The 21,499-nt window shown below is 69.5% G+C and carries 22 protein-coding genes; 4 read left to right on the forward strand and 18 right to left on the reverse strand.

Going from position 1 to position 21,499, the window contains the following annotated elements; all coding sequences use genetic code 11:
- Positions 1 to 69 precede the first annotated feature (69 nt).
- The 18 genes from ftsA to PBN85_RS12755 form a co-directional block, all read right to left on the reverse strand.
- Positions 70 to 1,332, reverse strand: coding sequence for a cell division protein FtsA (gene ftsA, locus PBN85_RS12670; RefSeq protein WP_037532891.1), 1,263 nt, complete (start codon positions 1,330 to 1,332; stop codon positions 70 to 72).
- Positions 1,332 to 2,261: a cell division protein FtsQ/DivIB gene (locus tag PBN85_RS12675; protein WP_051583318.1), complete on the reverse strand. Its 930-nt coding sequence runs from the start codon at positions 2,259 to 2,261 to the stop codon at positions 1,332 to 1,334. The genes ftsA and PBN85_RS12675 overlap by 1 nt, the downstream gene beginning before the upstream one ends.
- A complete protein-coding gene (locus PBN85_RS12680; protein ID WP_037532890.1) occupies positions 2,258 to 3,196 on the reverse strand; it encodes a D-alanine--D-alanine ligase in 939 nt (312 codons plus the stop codon). The genes PBN85_RS12675 and PBN85_RS12680 overlap by 4 nt, the downstream gene beginning before the upstream one ends.
- Complete coding sequence (gene murB / locus PBN85_RS12685) at positions 3,196 to 4,104, reverse strand: UDP-N-acetylmuramate dehydrogenase (RefSeq protein WP_271299230.1); 909 nt, start codon at positions 4,102 to 4,104, stop codon at positions 3,196 to 3,198. Before murB ends, PBN85_RS12680 begins: the two co-directional genes overlap by 1 nt.
- Positions 4,083 to 4,283 carry a hypothetical protein gene (locus tag PBN85_RS12690; protein WP_037532888.1) on the reverse strand — a complete coding sequence of 67 codons (201 nt, stop codon included), beginning with the start codon at positions 4,281 to 4,283 and terminating at the stop codon, positions 4,083 to 4,085. Before PBN85_RS12690 ends, murB begins: the two co-directional genes overlap by 22 nt.
- Positions 4,280 to 5,695 carry a UDP-N-acetylmuramate--L-alanine ligase gene (murC, locus tag PBN85_RS12695; protein WP_271300892.1) on the reverse strand — a complete coding sequence of 472 codons (1,416 nt, stop codon included), beginning with the start codon at positions 5,693 to 5,695 and terminating at the stop codon, positions 4,280 to 4,282. The genes PBN85_RS12690 and murC overlap by 4 nt, the downstream gene beginning before the upstream one ends.
- Entirely contained in the window at positions 5,695 to 6,852 is a 1,158-nt protein-coding gene (gene murG, locus PBN85_RS12700; protein ID WP_271299231.1) for an undecaprenyldiphospho-muramoylpentapeptide beta-N-acetylglucosaminyltransferase, read from the reverse strand. Before murG ends, murC begins: the two co-directional genes overlap by 1 nt.
- Positions 6,837 to 8,069: an FtsW/RodA/SpoVE family cell cycle protein gene (locus PBN85_RS12705; RefSeq protein WP_037532882.1), complete on the reverse strand. Its 1,233-nt coding sequence runs from the start codon at positions 8,067 to 8,069 to the stop codon at positions 6,837 to 6,839. The genes murG and PBN85_RS12705 overlap by 16 nt, the downstream gene beginning before the upstream one ends.
- Positions 8,066 to 9,361: a UDP-N-acetylmuramoyl-L-alanine--D-glutamate ligase gene (murD, locus tag PBN85_RS12710; protein ID WP_271299232.1), complete on the reverse strand. Its 1,296-nt coding sequence runs from the start codon at positions 9,359 to 9,361 to the stop codon at positions 8,066 to 8,068. The genes PBN85_RS12705 and murD overlap by 4 nt, the downstream gene beginning before the upstream one ends.
- Entirely contained in the window at positions 9,358 to 10,428 is a 1,071-nt protein-coding gene (gene mraY, locus PBN85_RS12715) for a phospho-N-acetylmuramoyl-pentapeptide-transferase (RefSeq protein WP_037532876.1), read from the reverse strand. Before mraY ends, murD begins: the two co-directional genes overlap by 4 nt.
- Entirely contained in the window at positions 10,428 to 11,822 is a 1,395-nt protein-coding gene (locus tag PBN85_RS12720; RefSeq protein ID WP_271299233.1) for a UDP-N-acetylmuramoyl-tripeptide--D-alanyl-D-alanine ligase, read from the reverse strand. Before PBN85_RS12720 ends, mraY begins: the two co-directional genes overlap by 1 nt.
- 37 nt (positions 11,823 to 11,859) lie before the next feature.
- A complete protein-coding gene (locus PBN85_RS12725) occupies positions 11,860 to 13,275 on the reverse strand; it encodes a UDP-N-acetylmuramoyl-L-alanyl-D-glutamate--2,6-diaminopimelate ligase (RefSeq protein ID WP_271299234.1) in 1,416 nt (471 codons plus the stop codon).
- A gap of 10 nt (positions 13,276 to 13,285) precedes the next feature.
- Entirely contained in the window at positions 13,286 to 14,998 is a 1,713-nt protein-coding gene (locus PBN85_RS12730; RefSeq protein ID WP_271299235.1) for a peptidoglycan D,D-transpeptidase FtsI family protein, read from the reverse strand.
- The gene (locus PBN85_RS12735; protein ID WP_037532862.1) at positions 14,995 to 15,621 is read right to left on the reverse strand and encodes a hypothetical protein; all 627 of its coding nucleotides are present in this window, start codon (positions 15,619 to 15,621) and stop codon (positions 14,995 to 14,997) included. Before PBN85_RS12735 ends, PBN85_RS12730 begins: the two co-directional genes overlap by 4 nt.
- Positions 15,618 to 16,559, reverse strand: coding sequence for a 16S rRNA (cytosine(1402)-N(4))-methyltransferase RsmH (gene rsmH / locus PBN85_RS12740; protein WP_037532859.1), 942 nt, complete (start codon positions 16,557 to 16,559; stop codon positions 15,618 to 15,620). The genes PBN85_RS12735 and rsmH overlap by 4 nt, the downstream gene beginning before the upstream one ends.
- A gap of 5 nt (positions 16,560 to 16,564) precedes the next feature.
- Positions 16,565 to 17,065 carry a division/cell wall cluster transcriptional repressor MraZ gene (locus tag PBN85_RS12745; RefSeq protein ID WP_037532856.1) on the reverse strand — a complete coding sequence of 167 codons (501 nt, stop codon included), beginning with the start codon at positions 17,063 to 17,065 and terminating at the stop codon, positions 16,565 to 16,567.
- 299 nt (positions 17,066 to 17,364) lie between these two features.
- On the reverse strand, positions 17,365 to 17,619 hold the full coding sequence (locus tag PBN85_RS12750; protein ID WP_051583317.1) for a hypothetical protein: 255 nt from the start codon (positions 17,617 to 17,619) through the stop codon (positions 17,365 to 17,367).
- A gap of 89 nt (positions 17,620 to 17,708) precedes the next feature.
- A complete protein-coding gene (locus PBN85_RS12755) occupies positions 17,709 to 18,677 on the reverse strand; it encodes a cysteine synthase A (RefSeq protein WP_037532851.1) in 969 nt (322 codons plus the stop codon).
- Positions 18,678 to 18,850: 173 nt separating this feature from the next.
- On the opposite strand from PBN85_RS12755, the gene PBN85_RS12760 reads away from it, so the two are divergent.
- From PBN85_RS12760 to aat, 4 genes are all read left to right on the forward strand, one after another.
- Positions 18,851 to 19,237, forward strand: coding sequence for a hypothetical protein (locus PBN85_RS12760; protein ID WP_037532850.1), 387 nt, complete (start codon positions 18,851 to 18,853; stop codon positions 19,235 to 19,237).
- A gap of 103 nt (positions 19,238 to 19,340) precedes the next feature.
- A complete protein-coding gene (locus PBN85_RS12765) occupies positions 19,341 to 20,054 on the forward strand; it encodes a ParA family protein (protein WP_037532847.1) in 714 nt (237 codons plus the stop codon).
- A 36-nt stretch (positions 20,055 to 20,090) separates the two neighbouring features.
- The gene (locus PBN85_RS12770) at positions 20,091 to 20,705 is read left to right on the forward strand and encodes a glutathione S-transferase (RefSeq protein WP_271299236.1); all 615 of its coding nucleotides are present in this window, start codon (positions 20,091 to 20,093) and stop codon (positions 20,703 to 20,705) included.
- Positions 20,706 to 20,751: 46 nt separating this feature from the next.
- Entirely contained in the window at positions 20,752 to 21,489 is a 738-nt protein-coding gene (aat, locus tag PBN85_RS12775; protein ID WP_037532842.1) for a leucyl/phenylalanyl-tRNA--protein transferase, read from the forward strand.
- Positions 21,490 to 21,499: the final 10 nt, after the last annotated feature.

A 21,499-nucleotide genomic window follows, 5' to 3' on the forward strand; every position in this document is an offset into this window, starting at 1 on the left:
CTGATTTAACCTTTTGCCTCAACGACTCATGCGGTGCCACTGAAAACGCGCCTAAGCCGTCATCGGCGTTCAATAATTTGCCCGCGCCGCCTGGATGAGCTTGCGCATCATGCCCATGCCACGCTGGCGATGAACCGTAGTTTGCTGGGGCGCGACCCCGCGCAGATCGATCGGATCCGCCGCCGCGTAGAAGGCGAGCCCGGCCAGCGTCGCGAAGGCCGGGCCGCCATGCGCCTCGGGCAAGGCGGTCAGCCCGCGCGGGCGGCCGATCCGCACCGAGCGGCCGAGCGCCTGCTGCGCATAATCGGCGATGCCCTTCAACTCGGCGCCGCCACCGGTCAGCACCACCTGCCGCCCGACCGGCCCTTCGAACTTCAACTGGGCGAGCGATTTGCGAATCTCGTCCATCTGATGCTCGAGCCGCTGGCGGACGATGCCGATCAGCTGCGCCTTGGTGATCTGCATGCCGCCGTGCACGTCGTCCTCGGCGGCGATCGGCATTACCGGGATCATCTCGTGATTGTCGCGCGGGCTCGCATTGGCGGAGCCGTGGAAGCACTTCATCCGCTCGGCCTGCGCGCGGCGGGTGCCGAAGGCGGAGGCGATGTCGTCGGTGATGTCCTGCCCACCCATCGGGATCGAGCAAAGGCCGACGAGCATGCCGCCCGCGAACAGCGAGACGTTGGTGATCCCCGCCCCCAGCTCGACCAGGGCGACGCCGAGTTCGCGCTCCTCGTCGGACAGGCAGGCGAGCCCGGTCGCGACCGGCGAGGCGATGATCGACTTGACCTCGAGATGCGCCGAGCGGACGCACAGATCGAGGTTGCGCACCGGCGATCCGTCCGCCGCGACGACGTGGATGTGGACGCCGAGCCGGTCGGCATGGAGGCCGAGCGGCTTCTTGACGCCGGTCAGCCCGTCGAGCGTGTAGAGCGCCGGCTGCGCGTGCAGCACCATCCGCCCCTGCGGGTCGATCGAATTGCGTCCGGCCGTGAGCAACGCGTCGATGTCCTGCTGTTCGACGCGATGGCCGCCCAGTTCGAACTCGACCTCGGCGACGTCGCTGACCAGCCCGCCGGCGGAGAAGCCGACCCAGACGTTCTCGATGTTGATGCCGGCGATCCGCTCCGCCTGCTCGACCGCCTCGCGCACCGCCGCCTCGGTCGCGCCCATGTCGGCGATATAGCCGCGCTTGACGCCGCGGCTCTCGCGCTGGCCGGTGCCGAGCACGATCAGCTCGCCGCCGTCGCCCTTCTGCGCGATCATCGCCGAGACCTTGGACGACCCGATGTCGAGCGCCGTGATCAAACCTTCCGGTGCAACCTTCGCCATTACCCCTCAGCCCCCGCTCGCGTGTTGGTCGTGTCGGTCGATGGTGTCGCCACCTCGCTCGGGTCCGGCACGTTATGCGCCATGCTCGCCCCCGGCTTGCGTGCGACCAATTTGCTCGGGTCGCGCATGTCGAACCGGATCCAGCCGCGCCCGAGCAGCGGCCGTGCGCCGTCCAGCTCGGCGAATTTGAGCAGTGCCGCGGGCGCGCCATCCTCGGGCAGCGCGAGCGTCTCGCCGCTGTCGAAGGTCAGGTCCCAGCGGCGGTTGCCGATCCAGGTCGCCGCCTTGACGCGCGGCTTGAGCGCGGGCGCGGCGGCAAGCAGCGCCTGATAGCCCGCCTCCTGCCGGTCCGCGCCGGGGCCGATCACCAGCGGCAGGTCGGGTATGGCGTCGGGCCGCACCGGTTCGAGCAGCACGCCGTCCTTGTCGATCAGCGTCAACTGGCCATTGTCCTGCCACACCGCCGCCGGGCTGCGCTCGACGATGTCGACCAGCAGCGTATCGGGCAGCCGGCGCGAGACGTGCGCGTCGGCGATCCAGCCGTAGCGCAGCAGCTTCTGGCGCACCGCCTCCAGATCGACGAGCGGCATCGCGCGGCTCTGCTGATCGAGCGCGACCGCATAGACGCTCATCCGGTCCATCCGCTTGAGGCCGGTCACCTCGATCTGCTCGACGCGGAAGCCCGCCTGCCCCGCCCCTTCGGCGATGGCGGAGCCGATCATGCCGGGGATGCCGATCCACGTCACCGCGGCGAGCGCGAGCGCGATGCCGCCGCCGGTGATCGTCCAGGTCGCCGCCTTGCGGATCGTCTCCTCGCTGACCGGCACGGCGGCGACGGCGCGCTCGAACAGCGACGCCTTGCGCACCGGCTGCTTGCGCCGGCCGGTCGGCCGCTTGGGCGGCGGCCCGCGTTTGATCGTCCGGCTCATCCCGCACGGACCTTGAGCGCGCCGTCGCGCAGCGCCTCGTCGACGATCGCCTGGACGAGCTCGGCATAGCTCATGCCGATATGCCGCGCCTGTTCGGGGACGAGGCTGAGCGGCGTCATCCCCGGCTGGGTATTGACCTCGAGCAGGAACAGGCCGTCGACGCCGCGTTCGTCGTCCCAGCGGAAATCAGAACGCGACGCGCCCTTGCAGCCGAGCAGGCGATGCGCTTCGAGCGCGAGGCTCTTGCAGGCGTCGGCGATCACATCGGGAATGTCGGCGGGGCAGACGTGTTCGGTCAGGCCGTCGGTATATTTGGCGTCGAAATCGTACCAGCCGGTCTTGGGCTTCAACTCGGTGACGCCGAGTGCCCGCTCGCCAAGCACCGCCGTGGTCAGCTCGCGGCCGCGGACATAGGGTTCGGCGAGCAATTCGCTGAATTCCTGCCACGGACCGGCGACGTCGCGCCCGATCGGATTGCCGTAATTGCCGTCGTCGGTGACGATCGCGACGCCGACCGAGGAGCCTTCGTTGACGGGTTTGAGCACATAGGGCCGCTGCAACGGATCACGCTCGAAGATCTCGGCGGATCGGACGATGCGGCCGCCGGGCATCGGCACGCCGGCGGGGACGAGCACCTGCTTGGTCAGCACCTTGTCGATCGCGATCACCGACGTGGCGAGGCCCGAATGGGTATAGGGGATGCCCATCAGGTCGAGCATGCCCTGCACGCTGCCGTCCTCGCCCGGCGAACCGTGCAGCGCGTTGAAGACGAGATCGGGCTTCGCCTCGGCGAGGCGCAGCGCGACATCGGCCTGCATGTCGATCCGGGTGACGCGATGGCCGAGCGATTCGAGCGCGTCGGCACAGCCGTTGCCCGATTGCAGCGACACCGGCCGTTCGGCGGACCAGCCGCCCATCAAGACCGCGATGTGCATCACTTCGCCACCCCGACCCGCTGAATTTCCCATTCCAGCGTCACCCCCGAATGCGCCTTCACCTTGTCCCGTACCTCTTCGCCCAAGGCCTCGATTGCCGCCGCGCTGGCGGTGCCGAGGTTGAGCAGGAAATTGCAATGTTTCTCCGACACCTGCGCATCGCCGCGGGTGAGCCCGCGACAGCCGGCGGCGTCGATCAGCGCCCAGGCCTTGTGGCCGGGCGGGTTCTTGAAGGTCGATCCGCCGGTCTTCGAGCGCAGCGGCTGCGACGCCTCGCGCTCGGCAGCGATCCGGTCCATCTCCGCGGCGATCGCGGCGGGTTCGGCGGCGTGGCCGCGGAAGGTCGCGGCGACCACCACCACGCCGGGCGGCAGTTCGCTGTGCCGATAGGTATAGCCGAGCTGGCCAAGCGACAGCGTCCGGCGTTCGCCCGAGCGCAGCACCACCTCCGCCTCGACCAGCACGTCCTTGACCTCGCGGCCATAGGCGCCGCCGTTCATCCGCACGAAGCCGCCGACCGTGCCGGGGATCGAGCGCAGGAATTCGATCCCGCCGATCCCGGCATCGCGCGCCGTCGACGAGACGAGGATACCGCTGGCGCCGCCGCCGCAGCGCAACGTCGTCGCGTCGATCCGCTGCACCTGCGCGAACGCCTTGCCGAGCCGCACCACCACGCCCGGCACGCCACCGTCGCGGACGATCAGGTTCGAACCCAGCCCGAGCGGCATCACCGGCACCGCCGGGTCGCAGTCGCGCAGGAAGGCGGCGAGATCGTCGGCATCCTGCGGCTCAAACAGCCATTGCGCCGCGCCGCCCGCCTTGAACCAGACGAGCGGCGCCAGCGGCGCGCGCTCGGTCAGGCGCCCGCGCACGGCCGGCAGGTCGATCACCACGGGCCGACGCCCCATAGTCGCGTCCACGCCTGGAAGGCGGCGAGATTGGCCTCGGCGGCCTTGCGCGTCGCCTCCTGCGCCTGGACGAGCGCCTCGCCCGCGCCGACCGCCTGGCCGCTCGCCTCGAGCGTCTTGCGCTGCGCGTCGAGCATCTGCTTCTGCAGGGTGATCCCCGCGTCGAACCAGTCCTTCATCGCCGCTCTCCGATCGCCTTGGCCAGCCCCGCCGCCCATTTGGTGATGTCCCCCGCGCCGAGGCAGACGATCATATCGTCCGCCTGCACGGTCGCGGCGAGCTCCTCCGCCAGCGCGGCGGCATCGGCGACCGTCGCCGCAGAGCGGTGGCCGCGGCGCTTGAGGCCGTCGACCAGCGCCTGCGCGTCGACTCCCGCGACCGGCGCCTCGCCTGCGGCATAGACCGGCGTGACGAGGACGCGGTCGGCATCGTTGAACGCGGTCTGGAAGTCTTCCATCAGATTGCCGAGCCGCGAGAAGCGATGCGGCTGGACGACCGCGATCACCCGCCCCTTCGCGCCCTCGCGCGCCGCGGCGAGCACCGCGCGGATCTCGACCGGATGATGGCCGTAATCGTCGATGATCGTAACGAAGCCGCCGTCGACCGCGACCTCGCCGACCTTGGTGAAGCGGCGCTTGACCCCGCCGAAGGCGGAAAAGCCCTGCTGGATCGTCGCATCGGGGATGCCGAGCTCGAGCGCGACGCCGATCGCGGCCAGCGCGTTCTGGACGTTGTGGCGACCGGGCATCGGCAGTTCGATCCCCTCGATCGTGCGCACGCTGCCGTCGCGCTCGCGCACCACGCAGGCGAAGCGGTTGCCGCCCGGCACCGGCGTCACGTCGACGCCGCGGATATCCGCCTGCGCCGAGAAGCCATAGGTGACGACGCGGCGGTCGCGCACCCGCGGCAGCACGTTCTGCACCTCGGGGTGATCGAGGCAGAGCAGGGCCGCGCCGTAGAAGGGCACGTTCTCGACGAATTCGACGAAGGCGTCCTTGACCGCGTCGAAGCTGCCATAATGATCGAGATGTTCGGGATCGATATTGGTGACCACCGCGATCGTGCCGTCGAGGCGCAGGAAGCTGCCGTCGCTCTCGTCCGCCTCGACCACCATCCAGTCCGACGCGCCGAGCCGGGCGTTCGAGCCATAGCTGTTGATGATGCCGCCGTTGATGACGGTCGGATCGACTCCGCCCGCGTCGAGCAGCGCTGCGACCATCGAGGTGGTCGTCGTCTTGCCGTGCGTCCCCGCCACCGCGACGGTCGATTTGAGGCGCATCAGCTCGGCGAGCATCTCGGCGCGGCGGACGACGGGGATGCGCTTCTCCAGCGCCGCCTCGACCTCCGGATTGGAGCGGGTGATCGCGGTCGAGACCACCACCACCGCCGCGTCGGCGACGTTGCCGGCGGCATGGCCGATCGACACGGCGATGCCCTTGTCGCGCAGGCCCTGCACGACATAGCTTTCGGCGACGTCGGAGCCCTGCACGGTATAGCCGAGGTTCTTCATCACCTCGGCGATGCCCGACATGCCGATCCCGCCGATCCCGACGAAGTGGATCGGACCGATGTCGGTGGCGACGCCGCGGATCATGCGAATGCCTCCTGCCGCGGGGCGGCCTTGCCGACCGGCAGGCGCGCGCGCGGCGAATCGAGGCTCTCGACCAGATCGGCGAGGTCGCGCACCGCATGCGGGCGACCGACACTCTTCGCCCGCGATGCGGCATTTTCGAGCGCGAGCGGGTCTAGCCCGAGCTTCTGCATCTGCTTGGCGAGTTCCACCGCGGTGAACTCCGGCTGCGGGATCGTGCGCGCGCCACCGGCGCGGGTGATCTCACGCGCATTGGCTGTCTGGTGATCGTCGGTCGCGCCGGGCAGCGGCACCAGGATCGCCGGCCGACCCGCCGCGGTCAGTTCGGCGATCGTCGACGCCCCGGCGCGGGCGATGACGAGATGCGCCCAAGCGAGCTGTTCGGGCATGTCGGGCAGATAGGTGGCGAGCTCGGCCGGGATCTGATGCTCGGCATATTGCGCGCGCACCGCGTCGATATCCTCGATCCGCGCCTGATGCGTCACCTGCAGGCGGCGGCGGAAGGTGATCGGCAGCATCGCCAGACCGTCGGGCACCACCTGGCTGAGGATGCTCGCCCCCTGGCTGCCGCCGGTGACGAGGACGCGGAAGATGCCGTCCTCCTCCAGCAGCGGATAGGGCCGGTCGCGCAGCGCGAGCACCGCGTCGCGCACCGGATTGCCGACGAGATGGACCTTGCCCTCGTGCTTGGCGGCGAGCCGCTCGGTCGTCGCATATGAGGTGGCGATCGCATCCACCTTGCCGGCGACGAGGCGATTGACGCGGCCGAGCACCGCATTCTGTTCGTGTACCGCGGTCGGGATCTTGTCGGCGAAGGCGGCGAGCAGCGCCGGCATCGCCGGATAGCCGCCGAAGCCGATCACCGCCGCGGGCTTGAACGTCCGGTACAATTCACGCGCCATCGCCCGGCCGCGCAGCATCTCGCGCACCGCCGACGGCCAGCCCTGCGGCCGCTTCGCCTGGAAGCGCCCGGCCGGCAGCACGTGCATCTGGATGCCGTCGAACAGGCCGGGGAAGCGCACGCCGCGCTGGTCGCTGATCAAGGCGACGCGATGGCCGCGACGCGTCAGTTCCTCGGCCAGCGCCGCGGCGGGGACCATATGCCCCCCCGTGCCACCTGCGGCGAGGACGTAATGCTTGCTCAATTGGATCCCCATCTCACCACATACGGGCTGCGCGTCAGGAACGGATTGCGCCGCGTGAATGCGAGCAGCAGCCCCATGCCGATCGACAGCGCGATCATCGACGATCCGCCATAGCTGATGAACGGCAGCGTCATGCCCTTGGACGGCGCCAGCCCGGTATTCACCGCCATCGACACCAACGCCTGCGCGCCGAATTGCACCGCCAGCCCCGAGGCGGCAAGCAGTTTGAACTCGTCCTGCTCGTCGAGCAGCTTGACGAACACGCGCACGACGATGGCGAGGAAGACGATGGCGATGATCGCGCAGGCGATCAGCCCGAATTCCTCGCCGATCACCGAATAGATATAATCGGTATGTGCTTCGGGCAGGCCGAACTTGACCGTGCCGCCGCCGGGTCCGGTGCCGGTCCAGCCGCCGCTGGTGATCGTCGCATGCGCGGCGTTGGTCTGAAAATGGTCGCTCGCCCCCTCGCCCTCGACGCTCGGGAACAGGAAGGCGTCGATGCGATTGCGCGCGGTGCCGTAGAACATGTAGGCCGCCCCCAGCCCGATCGGGACCAGCGCGATGATCCCGCCGAGCACGCGCATCGACGTGCCGGCGATCATCAGCAGCGCCATCCATACGGTGCAGAAGATCACGGTCTGGCCGAAATCGGGCTGCATCATCAGCAGCACCGCGATCAGCCCGGTCAGCGCGCCGGTGATCGCCACGGTCGGCAATTCCGGGTCCTTGGCCTTCAGCGACAGCAGCCAGGCGACGGTGACGATGAACAGCGGCTTGAGGAATTCGGACGGCTGGAACTGTGCGAAGCCGTAACCGACCCAGCGCCGCGCGCCGTTGATGCTGTTGCCGACGAAGGGTGTCAGCGCGAGGCAGGCGATCAGCACGATCGCCCCGCTGATCGCCAGCCGCCGCGCGAGCGGCACCGGCAGCATCGACACGCCGAACAGCACCGGCAGCGACACGCCGACCCAGATCAGCTGCCGCCAGAAATAATAGAGCGGGGTGAACTGGTGATGCTCGCCCGAATAGCGCACCGCGGTGGCGGGGCTCGCCGCGGCGACCGCGACCAGCCCGATCGCGATCAGGAACAGGGTGAGCAGCAGCAGCATCCGGTCGATGTCCCAGAACCAGGTGCCGAGCGGCGACCGATCGCCGCGGCCGCCGCGCCGCTTGACCTTGGCGATCAGGCTGTCGCGTGGAGCCTCGGTCGTGCCGGCACTGGTCATGCGAGAGCCTCCACCGCAGCACGGAACGCGGCGCCGCGCTCCTCGTAATCGCGGAACTGGTCGAAACTAGCACAGGCCGGCGACAAGAGCACGATATCTCCCGCCCGCGCCGCCGCCGCCGCCTGCGCGACCGCGGTGGCGAGATCGCCGCTCTGCGTCACCGCCGGAACCCGTCCGTCGAGCAGCGACGCGAACAGCGCCGCCGCCTCGCCGATCGTATAAGCGGCGGCGATCCGGTCGAAATAGGGAGCGCAGGCGTCGAGGTCGTCGCCCTTGCGCTTGCCGCCGACGATCCAGTGAACGCGATCGAACGCGCCGAGCGCCGGGGCGGCGCTTTCCGGATTGGTCGCCTTGCTGTCGTCGACGAAGCGGACGCCGTCGCGGATCGCCACCGTCTCCATCCGGTGCGGCAGGCCGGTGAAACTGGCGAGGCCGGCGTCGATCGCCGCCTCCGCCACGCCGAGCGCCTTGACCGCGGCGATCGCGGCGAGCGCGTTCTGCGCATTGTGCGGGCCTTGCAGCGCCGGCCAGCGCGACTGGTCCATGCACACGCCCGGCGCGATCTTGGTGAGATGCTCGCCGCGCGCCGACAGGCTTCGGGCGATGCCGGCGGAGGCGGCGTCGCTGATGCCGATGATCGCGTCATGCTGCGGCGACTGCATCGCGAACAGCCGCGCCTTGGAGGCGGCATAAGCGTCGAAGCCGTCATAGCGGTCGAGATGGTCGGGGGTGATGTTGAGCAGCACCGCCACCTCGCAATCGAGCCGCTCGGTCAGGTCGAGCTGATAGCTCGACAGTTCGAGCACGTAGACGCCGCCCTCGGCGAGCGGCTGTTGCGCGAGGACCGGCAGGCCGATGTTGCCGCCCATCAGCGTCGGCACGCCCGCGCCGGCAAGGATATGGTGGACGAGCGCGGTGGTGGTCGACTTGCCGTTGGTGCCGGTGATGCCGACGACGCGGTGCGGCGGCAGGTCGCCGCGCGCTTGCGCGAACAGCTCGATATCGCCGATCACCGGCACCCCCGCCGCGCGGGCCCGGGCGACGAGCGGATGCGTGTTGAGCGGCACGCCGGGCGAGACGACCAGCCCCGCCGCCCCGGTCAGGTCGAGCAGGGCGATGTCGTGGACGATGACGCCGTCGATCTCGCCGGCGCGCGCGCGTGCGGCCGGATCGCTGTCCCAGCCGACGACGAAGGCACCGCTCGCCGCCAGCGCGCGCGCGGTGGCGAGGCCCGAGCGGGCGAGACCGAGCACCGCATAGCGGCGGCCGGCGAAGGCGGGGCTGGTGATCACCGCAGCTTCAACGTCGACAGGCCGGCGAGCGCCAGCACGAGGCTGATGATCCAGAAGCGGATCACCACCGTCGGCTCGCTCCAGCCGAGTTGCTCGAAATGATGGTGGATCGGCGCCATGCGGAAGACGCGCTTGCCGGTGCGCTTGTAGAAAAACACCTGGATGATCACCGACAGCGCCTCGACGACGAACAGGCCGCCGACGATGCCGAGCACGATCTCGTGATGCGCGACCACCGCGATCGTGCCGAGCGCGCCGCCGAGCGCGAGGCTGCCGGTATCGCCCATGAACACCGCCGCGGGCGGCGCATTGAACCACAGGAAGGCGAGCCCCGCGCCGATCACCGCGCCGCAGAAGATCGCCAGCTCGCCTGCCCCCGGCACGTGCGGGATGCCGAGATAGGTGGCGAACTTCACGTTGCCTGCGAGGTAGACGATCAGCATGAAGGCGACGCTGGCGATGATCACCGGCATCGTCGCCAGGCCGTCGAGCCCGTCGGTAAGGTTCACCGCATTGCCGAAGGCGACGATGGTGAAGGCCGCGAACAGCGGGAAGGCATAGCCGAGATCGAGGTACAGCCGGTCGGTGAACGGCAGATAGAGGTGCGGCCCGTTCTGCCCCATGATGATCCACGAGGCGATGCCGGCGATGGCGAATTCGAGCAGCAGCCGGGTACGACCGGAGACGCCGGCGGTGCTGGCTTTACGCACCTTGTCGTAATCGTCCATGAAGCCGATCGCGCCGAACCCCAGGGTCACGAACAGGCACGACCAGACATAGGGGTTGCTGAGGTCCATCCAGATCAGGATGGCGAGGCTCATCGCGGTGAGGATCATCAGCCCGCCCATCGTCGGCGTGCCGCGCTTGGCGAGATGCGTCTGCGGCCCGTCGGCGCGGATCGGCTGGCCCTTGCCCTGGCGGACGCGCAGCCAGCCGATGAAGCGCGGGCCGATGATCAGGCCGAGGAAGAGCGCCGTGGCGACCGCCGCGCCGGTCCGGAAGGACTGGTAGCGGATCAGGTTCAGCAAACCGGTGAACCCCAGATGCTCGGCGATCCAATACAGCATTACGTTCCGATCCCCCGCGATCGTTCATCGCCCGCGGCGGCAAGACCCGCGATCACCCGCGACAAGCCGACCCCGTTCGATCCTTTGACGAGCACCGCATCCCCGGCGCGGGCCAGGGCGTGCAACCGGCCAAGCGCGGCAGCGGCGTCGGCCACATGGACGACTTGTGTCCGTCCCTCAAGGGCCTTGGCCAGCGGCGCCATCGCTTCACCGACCAGGACGGCCGCTTCGACCTGCGCGGCGAGCACCGGTTCGGCGAGCGCGGCATGATAACCGCCGGACGCATCGCCGAGCTCGCGCATCTCGCCGAGCACCGCGATATGCCGGCCCGGCTCCTCGGCGAGGACCGCCAGCGTCGCCCGCATCGAGGCGGGATTGGCATTGTAGCTCTCGTCGATGACGAGCAGGTCGCCGCCGTCATGCGGTGCGAGGAAGCGCGCACCGCGCCCGGCGAGCCCGCCCAGTTCGGCGAGCGCGAGACCGGCGCGGGCGAGATCGGCCCCCGCCGCATCGACCGCGGCCAGCACCGCAAGCGCGTTCGACACCCAGTGCATCCCCGGCTGCGACAAGGTGAACGACAGCTCCCGCTCGCCGAGCCGCGCGGTGACGAACGAGCCGCCGGTCGGCAGCCGCATCGCCTCGATCGCGCGGACGTCGGCGCCCTTGGTAAGACCGAAGGTGACGGTGCGCGCCGCATAGGGTGCGGCGGCGGCGATCAGCCGGTCGCGATGCGGGCTGTCATAGGGCACGATCGCGGTGCCGCCGGGTTCGAGGCCGCGGAAGATCTCGCCCTTGGCGTCGGCGATCGCGCTTTCGTCGGGGAAGAATTCGGTGTGCGCGGGCGCGATCGCGGTGACGATCGCGATATGCGGCCGGACCAGCCGGGTCAGCGTATCGAGCTCACCCGCATGGTTCATCCCCATCTCGAACACGCCGACGCGCGTGTCGCGCGGCATGCGCGCGAGGCTGAGCGGCACGCCGGTATGGTTGTTGTAGCTCTTCACGGAGCGATGCACCGCGCCGGGCAGCGAGCGGTCGAGCGCGGCGAACAGGGCTTCCTTGGCGCTGGTCTTGCCGACCGATCCGGTGACGCCGATCACCGTCCCCGCCATCCGCGCCCGCGCCGCGCGGCCGAGATCGTTGAGTGCGGCGAAGGTATCGGCGACTTGGACATGGGGGTGCTCGCTCGCCGCGGAGACGATCGCCCCCGCCGCCCCTTGCGCGAACGCCTGCGGCAGGAAGCGATGGCCGTCGGTGCTCTCGCCGGTCAGCGCGACGAACAGATCGCCGGACCCGACCTCCCGGCTGTCGAAGGCGACGCCGGTGACGGCGAAGTCGGCCGAGGCGGTACCGACGGTCGCGGCGGCGATCTCGGCGGCGGTCCAGAGGGTCATCCGATCCTCCCCGGCACGCGGAGGATTGTCACCCCGCTCACGCCGCATACTCCCGCGCCACCGCGACGTCGTCGAACGGCAATTCCATGTCGCCGACGATCTGGCCCTGTTCGTGGCCCTTGCCGGCGATCAGCACGATATCCTGCGCTCCGGCCTCGCGAACGGCGGCGGCGATCGCGGCGCGGCGATCGCCGATCTCCCACGCCTTGGGCGCGCCTTTCAGGATCGCGGCGCGGATCGCGGCGGGGTCCTCGGTGCGCGGGTTGTCGTCGGTGACGATGGCGATATCCGCCTGCATCTGCGCCACCTGCCCCATCGTCTCGCGCTTGCCGGGATCGCGGTCGCCACCGGCGCCGAAGACGACGATCAGCCGCCCGCCGGCATGCGGCTTGAGCGCGGCGATCGCCGCCTCCAGCGCATCGGGCGTATGGGCATAGTCGACATAGACCGGCGCGCCGCTGCGCGCGATCGCGGCGCGTTCCAGCCGGCCGCGCACCGGCTGCAACCGCGCGAGATCGGCGATGGTGCGCGCGACGTCGCCGCCGGTGGCGATCACCAGCCCCGCCGCGACGAGCGCATTCGCCGCCTGATAGCCGCCGATCAGCGGCAAGGTCACCCGATGCGTCCGCCCCTCCGCCTCGATCACCAGCCCCTGGCCGAGCAGGGTGGGGTCGCGGCCGACCAGCCGCAGCGTCGCGCCGCGTTCGCCGACGGTGATGAGGGTGTTGCCGCGCGCCTGTGCCAGATCGATCACCCGCCCCGCCTCGACATCATCGGCCCAGACCACCGCCGTCCCGGCCGGATCGAGCACCTCGGAGAACAGGCGCAGCTTGGCGGTGAGATAGGCGCCCATGTCGCCATGGTAATCGAGATGGTCGCGGCTGAGGTTGGTGAAGGCCGCGGCGGCGACGGTCAGCCCCTCGGTGCGATATTGGGTCAGGCCGTGGCTCGACGCCTCGAAGGCGAGATGCGTGATCCCCTCCCGCGCGAGGCCGGCGACGTTGGACAGGAAGGTGACGACGTCGGGCGTGGTGAGGCCGGTGGTGACGCGCTCGTCGGCGGTGGTGACGCCGAGCGTGCCGATCGATGCCGCCGACGCGCCGGCCATCCGCCACAATTGCCGGGTCATCTCGACGGTCGAGGTCTTGCCGTTGGTGCCGGTCACCGCGACCGCCACCTCCGGGAAGGGTGCGAAGAAGGCGGCGGCGGCGCGGGCGAACCGCTCGCGGGGATTGTCGTCGACGATCGCCACCGCGCCCTCGACCGGCACGCCGGGGCGGGTCACGACCGCGACCGCGCCGGCGCGCACCGCCTCGGCGATATAATCCTCGCCATTGACGCGCGCGCCCTGGAATGCGCCGAAGACGGTGCCGGGCGCGACCTTGCGATGATCGATCGCGAAGCCGGTGACGATCGCCGCCTCGTCGCCGCCGGTCAGTGCGCCCAGTCTCACGCTGCCCTCCTTAATTGCCCGTGATCGGCTTGCGCGTCGGGTCCTGCCAGATCAAGGGCATCAGGTCCGACACGTCGATGTCCGCCCGCTCGTCCGGCACCACGCCGAGCATCGCACCGACGCGCGAGATGGTGCGGCCGACCACGGGTGCGGCGTTCCATGCGGCAGTCTTCCACCCTCCGGTCTCCTTCGTGCCAAGCGGCGAATCGAGCATCGCCAGCACGACATAGCGCGGAGCGTCCATCGGGAAAGCCGCGGCGAACGTCGCGACGTTGCGCGAATGGTCGTATCCGCCCGCCACCGCCGCCTCGGCGGTGCCGGTCTTGCCGCCGACGCGATAGCCCGGCGCCTCGCCCTTGCGGCCGGTGCCGCGCAGCACGATCAGCCGCAGCATCTGGCGCATCCGCGCGCTGGTCGCCTCGCTGATGACGCGGCGGCCGACCGGCGCCTGCCCCGGCGCGACCTTGAGCAGCGTCGCCGGCCGCCAGATGCCGCCGTTGACCAGGGCGGCATAGGCACTGGCGAGGTGCAGCGGCGTCACCGCGATGCCGTGGCCGTAAGCGGTGGTCATCGTCGTCGTCCGCGCCCAATAGGTCGGCATCAGCGGACGCCCCTTCTCGCGCAGCTCGATATCGGGCTTGGTGTCGAAACCGAGCTTGCGGAACATCGTCTGCATCTTCTGCGGGCCGATCTCGTCGGCGATGCGCGCGGTGGCGATGTTGCTCGAATAGATCAGCGTCTCGGGCATCGACAGCCAGCGCTTGGGATCGCCGCGCTCGTCGTGGATGGTGAAGCCGCCGACCTTGAGCGGATGCGTCGCGTCGAACTTGCGGTTGAGCCCTATCGTGCCGGTATCGATCGCGGTGGCGACGGTGATCGGCTTGAAGGTCGATCCCAGCTCGAACACGCTCTGCGTGGTGATGTTGCGCAGCTCTTCCGAGCCCGCCATGCCGACGCGATTGGGGTTGAAGGTCGGCAACGACACCATCGCGATCACCTCGCCGGTGGCGACGTCGAGGACGATGCCGCCGGCGCCGCGCGCGGAGAAGGTGTTCATCGCGCGGCTGAGCTCGCTCTCCATCGCCGCCTGGACGCGCACGTCGAGCGACAGCGCGACCGGCTGACCCGCCTTGGTCGGATCGAGCAGCCGTTCGTCGAGCACGCGCTCCATCCCGCTCATGCCGTGGCCGTCGGTGGAGAGGAAGCCGAGCGCATGGCTCGCCATCGTCGATTGCGGGTAGAGCCGCTGCGTCTCGCGCGCGAAGACCAGCGCCGGCTCGCCGATCGCATTGACCTGCTCGACCAGCGCCGGGCTGGCGCGGCGCTGGAGATAGACGAAACTGACCGGGCGGGTGAGCTGGCCGTAGAACCACGTCTGATCGCCGCGATCGGGCATCAGCGCGGCGAGGCGGGCGGCGATCTCCATCTTGTCGCCGATGATCTGCTTGGGGTGGACCGCGATCGTCCAGGCGTCGATCGTCCGGGCGAGCGGCGCGCCGTTGCGATCGACGATATCGCCGCGCGCGGCGAGCGCGGCGACGCGCGCCTCCGCCTCACCGCCCGACATCAGCCCGAGCATGACCAGCCGGCCGATCACCAGGGTCACCGCCGCGGCGAACAGCATCAGCAGCATCATCAGTCGCATATGCGACGTCGCCACCAGCGCATGACGCTGGGTGGCGTTACGCCGCTGCTGTGCGGGCCGGGCGACGATGACGGTCAACGCTTGCGTGCCTCCGCGCGGGCGCTGCTGAGGATGTCGCCGAGCGTCGTGTCGGAAAGCAGCTTGCGGTCGAGCATCGCTACCGCCTGCGGCCGCACCTTGGCGACCGCCGCCTTGGCGCGCGCCGCCTCGGTCAGCTTGGCAAGCATCGGCGCACTTTTCTCGACGGGGGCGACCTTGATGACCGCGCGCTTGGCGGCGGGGAGCGCGGCGGCGACCTGGATGACCGCGGGCGCCGGCGTCGCAGCGGGAGCGGCGACGTTGACCGTGGCGAGCGACGGCACGACCAGCGCCGCCATCTTGGTGCCCGGCGCGGGCGTGCCGATGCGCGTCACGTCGAGGCTGGCGAGCGCGCTCTCGTCGGTGACGAACTGGCCGGCGACCGGGGCGGCGAGCGCCAGCGTTTCCCCGTTCCACTTTTCGAGCTGCGCGAGATTGGCCCGCGTCTCGAACTCGGTCTCGAGCGCGCGGATGTCGCGCTGCGCGGTCTCGATCCGGCGATCCATGATGTCGAGCTTCTTGCGCTCCGCCGCGACCTGCAGCGAGACCAGATAGAAGCCGAGGACGATGGCGACGCAGCCACCGAACCACCCGATCCCCTTCAGCCGATACGCCGCCGTCATGCCGTCACCTCCGCCTGATTGCCGTGGGTCCATGCCGGCGCCGCCGTCCGCCGTGCGGTGCGCAGCGTCGCCGACCGCGCCCGCGGGTTGCGCGCGACCTCCGCCTCGCCGGCGCGGATGCCGCGACCGACCGATTCGAAACTGGGCGCGACGCCGCTGTCGGCGAGCGGCAGATGCCGCGACCCGCCCGGTGCCTTGCCCGACCGGTCGCGCAGGAAGCGCTTCACCAGCCGGTCCTCGAGACTGTGGAAGGTGACGATCGCCAGCCGCCCGCCCGGCTTGAGCACGCGCTCCGCCGCGGCAAGACCCTGGGCCAGTTCGTCCAGCTCCCGATTCACATGGATGCGGATCGCCTGGAAGCTGCGCGTCGCCGGATCCTTCTTGTCGTGCGGCCGGTGGCCGAGCGCCTTGCGCACCACCTGCGCAAGTTCGCCGGTGCGGGTCAGCGGCCGCGCCGCGACGATCGCGCGGGCGACGCGGCGCGACTTGGGCTCGTCGCCATATTGGTAGAGCACGTCGGCGATCGCCGCCTCGTCGGCGGTGTTGAGGAAGTCGGCGGCGCTCGGGCCGTCCTGGCTCATCCGCATGTCGAGCGGGCCGTCGGCCTGGAACGAGAAGCCCCGTTCGGCCTGGTCGAGCTGCATCGACGACACGCCGATATCCATGGTCAGCGCATCGACCGGCGCGTCGAGCGCCGCTTCGAGCATAGAGAAATCGCTGTGCACCAGCGTCAGCCCGGGGAGCGCCGCGGCACGGCCGGCGCGGATCGCATCGGGGTCGCGATCGAAGGCGACGACCTCAGCGCCCGTCGCGAGGATCGCGCGGGTGTAGCCGCCGGCGCCAAAGGTCGCGTCGACGATTCGCTCGCCCGGCTGCGGCGCCAGCGCGGCGACCACCTCGTCGAGCAGCACCGGGATGTGCGGGGCATCGCTCGCCATGTCGCTCACAGGGCGATCCCCTTTTCCTGGCAATAATAACGGCAGGCGGCGACCATCTGCGGGGCGATGTTGGGCGTCGACAGCAGCGTCTTCGGGTCCCAGATCTCGATATAGTCGAGCGTCCCCCAGAAGAAGGCGTGCGCCCCGATGCCGGCATAGAAGCGCGGAAAGCCCGGCATGATGAAACGTCCCGATCCGTCGAACGGCACGGCTTCGCCATTGGCGCCGCCACGCTTGATGTTGTGGTCGATCTTGCCGTCGGGACCGCGCGACAGCGCGACCCGCTCGTTGAGCTCGCGCTTGAGCTCGGCAAGATAGGCGGGATCATAAGCGATCAGACAGGGCTGATCCTCATGCGCGGCAATGATCACCGTGCCGCCGTCCTTGCCGTCGGCGCGCGGTGCATTGTCGGCAAGCGTCGATCGAAGCGCATTGGGGATGGCGACGCGACCCTTGTCGTCGACAAGGGCAAGTCCGCTTCCCTGATAATCGCCCCTTTCCGACACGCCTGTCTCGCACCCTGACGTGCACAGCTCACCGTTCCGGCAAACGACCAAAATCGCCCGCCAGCCCGCTGCGATGAATCGCAACCGGTGATGCCTGCCCCGTTGACGCTGTTGGTATCAACAGCCCCTTGGGGACGCAACGGGATTTTTGGGGAAAACCGGGGAACGCGCCCTGGTTCGTCGCTACGCGGGCGGGGGCGCACCCGCGCGCACGTAGACGCATCGATCGAACATCGACGAAATAACATTGAGTGTCATTAGCTTCGCCGAAATCCCCGAAATTCCCCGGCGGCGGGGCATCAGTGCGGAGCTTGCGCGTTGCTGGTCGAAGGCGCGACGCCCAGTTCGGCGAGCGGCTCGCCCGAAGCGCCGGCGGCCGCCGCGGCGGCGGCACCGGCGTTGGTCATCGCGATATTGGCGACGACATCGGCCTGCGCCGATCCGGCGGCGGCGATCGGCCGCTCGCGAGTCGCGGAGCCGAGGATCGCGCTGGCGACGACGATCAACAGCACGACGGCGACAAGGCCGATCACGCCGACCTTGATCCGTTGCATCGTCTGCTGAGTGTCTCGCGCGGCTCTCATCCTACCGCGCCGCTGTAACGCTTCGTCACCGCTTTGTCGAACAAGCGGTTCGGATCAATTCAGGAAAGACCTTTGGCGGCGCGCCACGCGGGATCGTAGAGCGTCGACAGGTAGCGAAAGCCGGTGTCGCACAGGATGGTGGCGATGCGCCGGCCCGGGCCGAGATGCTCGGCGAGCCGCACCGCACCGGCGACGTTGATCCCCGAGGACAGGCCGAGGCACAGCCCCTCCTCGTCGAGCAGCCGCCGCACCCAGCGATAGCCCTCCGCATCGGAGATGCGGAATTGCGTGTCGATCGGCGCGCCGTCGAGATTGGCGGTGATCCGCCCCTGGCCGATCCCCTCCGCCACCGACGATCCCTCGGCGCGCAGCTCGCCATGTGCATAATAGTCGTAGAGCGCCGCGCCGTGCGGATCGGTCAGCGCGATACAGATGCGCTCGTCCTTCGCCTTGAGGCCGAGCCCGACCCCGGCGATCGTGCCGCCGGTACCGGCGGCGCAGGTGAAGCCGTCGATCCGCCCGTCCATCTGCTGCCAGATCTCCTCGGCGGTGCCGACGATATGCGCGCGGCGATTGGCGACATTGTCGAACTGGTTCGCCCACAAGGCGTTATCGCGCTCCTCGGCGATCCGGCGGCTGGTGTGGACGAAATGATAGGGGCTGGCATAGGGCGCGGCGGGGACCAGCACCAGCTCGGCGCCGAGCGCGCGCAGCGTATCCATCTTCTCGCGGCTCTGCGTCTCGGGCATGACGATGATCGTGCGATAGCCCTTGGCATTGGCGACGAGCGCCAGCCCGATGCCGGTATTGCCCGCCGTGCCCTCGACGATCGTGCCGCCGGGGTGGAGCAGGCCGCGCGCCTCCGCATCCTCGACGATGCCGAGCGCGGCGCGATCCTTGACGCTCGCCCCGGGGTTGGCGAATTCGCATTTGGCGAAGATGTCGCAGCCGGTCGCCTCGCTGGGCCCGCGCAGACGGACGAGCGGGGTGTTGCCGATCAGGGCGAGCGTATCGGGCGTGGTGTGCATCGTCGCTAGATGGCGTGGGACGGCGTCAGCGGCAAGCGCAGCTGAGGTTGGCCGCGAGCAAGATCGGCACGCAGGTGCGGCAGCCCGGCCCGTCGCAATTTACCCTGCCTTTGCATGAACGTGGGTCATCTTGCTTGACGCTTGTTGCTGCATGCGCGAAGCGTCGCGCCGCTATGAAGAGCCCCCTCCTCCTCTCCGCCACCGCCGCGCTGCTCGCGCTGGCCGCCTGCAACTCCAAGCCCAATTCGGCCGAAGTGCTCGATTCGAATCCGGACCCGATGGCGAATGCGCTCGCCAACCGCGGCCCGGTCGAGTTGCCGCCCGCGATCAAGGCGGACAAGACCTTCCGCTGCAAGGACAACAGCCTGCTGTACGTCACCCTGTTCGAGGGCGACAAGCTGGCGCTGATCAAGACCAAGAAGGACGGCACGGCCACCCGCCTGACCGCCGCGACCACCGGCGAGCCGCTCACCGCCGAGGGCGGCTGGAAGCTGACCGGCGATGCCAAGACGATCACCGTCACCCAGCCCGGCAAGCCGTCGCAGAGCTGCAAGTCCTGATCTTCGCCTGACTCTTTCCGAAGCCGGTGGCTGAGCCGCCGGCTCCGGTCCTCCGCATGACGCGGATGTTGCCGATTTATGTCCATTATGGTATCGGCGGCTGATGGCGACCATTGCGATCTACAGTTCCAAGGGCGGCGTCGGCAAGACGACGTTGTCGGTGAACCTTTCCTATTGCAGCGCGGCGATCTCGAAGCGCCGTACCATCCTGTGGGATCTCGATCCGCAGGCGGCGAGCAGCTGGGTGCTCGGCCGCACGCCGGTCGGCGATGCCGCACGCGCGCTGTTCACCAAGGACGCCAAGCCGCAGGCGCATGCCCGGCCGACCGACTATCCGCTGCTCGACCTGATCGCCGCGGATGAATCGCTGCGCACGCTCGACGTCGTCCTCCACGATATCGGCAAGCGCCGCCGGCTCGACCGGCTGATCGAGGGCGTCGGCGATTACGACCATGTCCTGCTCGATTGCCCGCCCGGCGTGACCGAGACGAGCGAACAGGTGATCCGCGCCGCCGACCTGATCGTGCTGCCGGTGATCCCCTCGCCGCTCGCGCAGCGTGCGCATCTCGAAGTGGTGCGGCATCTCGGCGGCAAGGTGCCGGTGCTGCCGGTGCATATGATGGCGGACCGCCGCCGCCGCCTCCATGCCGAGGCGCTCGCCGCGCATCCCGACTGGCCGGTGATCCCGATGGCGAGCGCGGTCGAGGCGATGGCGGAGCATCGTGCCCCGGTGGCGACCTTCGCGCCGCGCACCGCCGCGGCCAAGGCGTTCGCCAAATTGTGGACGGCGATCGAATGTCGGCTGCGCACCGTCTAGGAGAGACGGACGACGAGGTTTTTCGAAGGAAGTGCGATGCGTCTGATCGGCCGGCTCGATTCCCCCTATGTGCGGCGCGTCGCGATATCGATGCGGATGATGAGCCTCGATTTCAATCACGAACCGCTATCAGTGTTCCGCGACGTCGAGGCCTTCGCGGAGATCAACCCGGTGATTAAGGCGCCGACGCTGGTGACCGACGACGGCACGGCGCTGATCGATTCGACGCTGATCCTCATGTATCTCGACAGCCTCGTCCCCGCGGACCGACGTTTGCAGCCGGAGGCGGCGGACGCGCTGCTGACCGTCCAGCATGCGGTCGGCCTGGCGCTCGCCGCCTGCGAGAAGACCGTGCAGATCGTCTACGAGACCCAATTGCGCCCGGCCGACAAACAGCATGCGCCGTGGCTCGATCGGGTGCGCGGGCAGGCGCAGGCCGCCTATGATCTGCTCGAACAGGCCTATCGGCCCGTAGACGACTGGCTGCTGCCCGACCGGATGACGCAGGCGGACATCACCGCCGCGGTCGCGTGGCGCTTCACCAACGGCATGCTCGCCGATCTCCTCGCGCCGGACCGGTATCCCGCGCTTGCGGCGCTGTCCGCGCGCGCGGAGGCCACGCCGGTGTTTCAGGCGCTGCCGTTCGGCTGAGCCCCTCCCCTTGCACCGCCGCGGCGGCTGCGCCACCTCAGCACGGATGGAGATGCTCGATCCGAAGACCGTGCTCGGCGCCTATGCGGTCGGCGTGTTCCCGATGGCGGATCATCGCGATGCAGCGAGCGTCTATTGGGTCGAGCCGCGCAAGCGCGCGATCCTGCCGATCGACGGGCTGCATCTGTCGCGATCGTTGCGCAAGACGATCGCGCGCGACCGCTTCCGCGTCACTGCCGATACGGCGTTCGAACGGATGATCCGCCTGTGCGCGGCGAGCGCGGCGGACCGGCCGGAGACGTGGATCAATTCGGGCATCGAGCGGGCCTTCGTGGCGCTCCACCAGCTCGGCTTCGCGCATGCGATCGAATGCTGGGAGGGCGACGAGCTGGTCGGCGGCCTCTACGGCCTCGCGCTCGGCCGCGCCTTCTTCGGCGAATCGATGGTCAGCCGGCGCACCGATGCCTCAAAGGTCGCGCTCGCCTGGCTCGTCGCGCGGCTCAAGGCCGGCGGTTTCACCCTGCTCGACTGCCAGTTCCAGACCGCGCACCTCGCCTCGCTCGGCGCGGTGGAGATCGACCGCAGGGATTATTGCGCGTTGCTTGCCGCGGCGCTGGACGGCACGATCGGCGCGTCGGGGATCGTGTCGCCACTGGCCGCGACGCCATCGGGCGACTTCTTCGCGCTCGACCGTTTGGCCGCCGGCGCGCCGCCATCGAGCGATACGGTGTCGGGGCCGGTCGCCGGCCACGACATCGTGCAGCTCTTGGTCCAGACGTCATAGACCGGGTGCT

Origin of the sequence: Sphingomonas sp. CV7422, assembly GCF_027945725.1 — a bacterium.
Taxonomy (GTDB): Bacteria; Pseudomonadota; Alphaproteobacteria; order Sphingomonadales; family Sphingomonadaceae; genus Sphingomonas; species Sphingomonas kyungheensis.

Excerpts from the sequence above, each read along its gene's own strand:
- PBN85_RS12750 (WP_051583317.1), bottom strand. The coding sequence starts at position 17,619 with ATGCAACGGATCAAGGTCGGCGTGATCGGCCTTGTCGCCGTCGTGCTG.
- PBN85_RS12770 (WP_271299236.1), top strand. The coding sequence starts at position 20,091 with ATGCGTCTGATCGGCCGGCTCGATTCCCCCTATGTGCGGCGCGTCGCG.
- PBN85_RS12680 (WP_037532890.1), bottom strand. The coding sequence starts at position 3,196 with ATGCACATCGCGGTCTTGATGGGCGGCTGGTCCGCCGAACGGCCGGTG.
- mraY (WP_037532876.1), bottom strand. The coding sequence starts at position 10,428 with ATGCTGTATTGGATCGCCGAGCATCTGGGGTTCACCGGTTTGCTGAAC.
- ftsA (WP_037532891.1), bottom strand. The coding sequence starts at position 1,332 with ATGGCGAAGGTTGCACCGGAAGGTTTGATCACGGCGCTCGACATCGGG.
- aat (WP_037532842.1), top strand. The coding sequence starts at position 20,752 with ATGGAGATGCTCGATCCGAAGACCGTGCTCGGCGCCTATGCGGTCGGC.
- PBN85_RS12735 (WP_037532862.1), bottom strand. The coding sequence starts at position 15,621 with ATGACGGCGGCGTATCGGCTGAAGGGGATCGGGTGGTTCGGTGGCTGC.
- PBN85_RS12720 (WP_271299233.1), bottom strand. The coding sequence starts at position 11,822 with ATGACCCTCTGGACCGCCGCCGAGATCGCCGCCGCGACCGTCGGTACC.
- PBN85_RS12675 (WP_051583318.1), bottom strand. The coding sequence starts at position 2,261 with ATGAGCCGGACGATCAAACGCGGGCCGCCGCCCAAGCGGCCGACCGGC.
- rsmH (WP_037532859.1), bottom strand. The coding sequence starts at position 16,559 with ATGGCGAGCGATGCCCCGCACATCCCGGTGCTGCTCGACGAGGTGGTC.
- PBN85_RS12705 (WP_037532882.1), bottom strand. The coding sequence starts at position 8,069 with ATGACCAGTGCCGGCACGACCGAGGCTCCACGCGACAGCCTGATCGCC.
- murB (WP_271299230.1), bottom strand. The coding sequence starts at position 4,104 with ATGGGGCGTCGGCCCGTGGTGATCGACCTGCCGGCCGTGCGCGGGCGC.
- PBN85_RS12690 (WP_037532888.1), bottom strand. The coding sequence starts at position 4,283 with ATGAAGGACTGGTTCGACGCGGGGATCACCCTGCAGAAGCAGATGCTC.
- PBN85_RS12765 (WP_037532847.1), top strand. The coding sequence starts at position 19,341 with ATGGCGACCATTGCGATCTACAGTTCCAAGGGCGGCGTCGGCAAGACG.
- PBN85_RS12760 (WP_037532850.1), top strand. The coding sequence starts at position 18,851 with ATGAAGAGCCCCCTCCTCCTCTCCGCCACCGCCGCGCTGCTCGCGCTG.
- murG (WP_271299231.1), bottom strand. The coding sequence starts at position 6,852 with ATGGGGATCCAATTGAGCAAGCATTACGTCCTCGCCGCAGGTGGCACG.
- PBN85_RS12755 (WP_037532851.1), bottom strand. The coding sequence starts at position 18,677 with ATGCACACCACGCCCGATACGCTCGCCCTGATCGGCAACACCCCGCTC.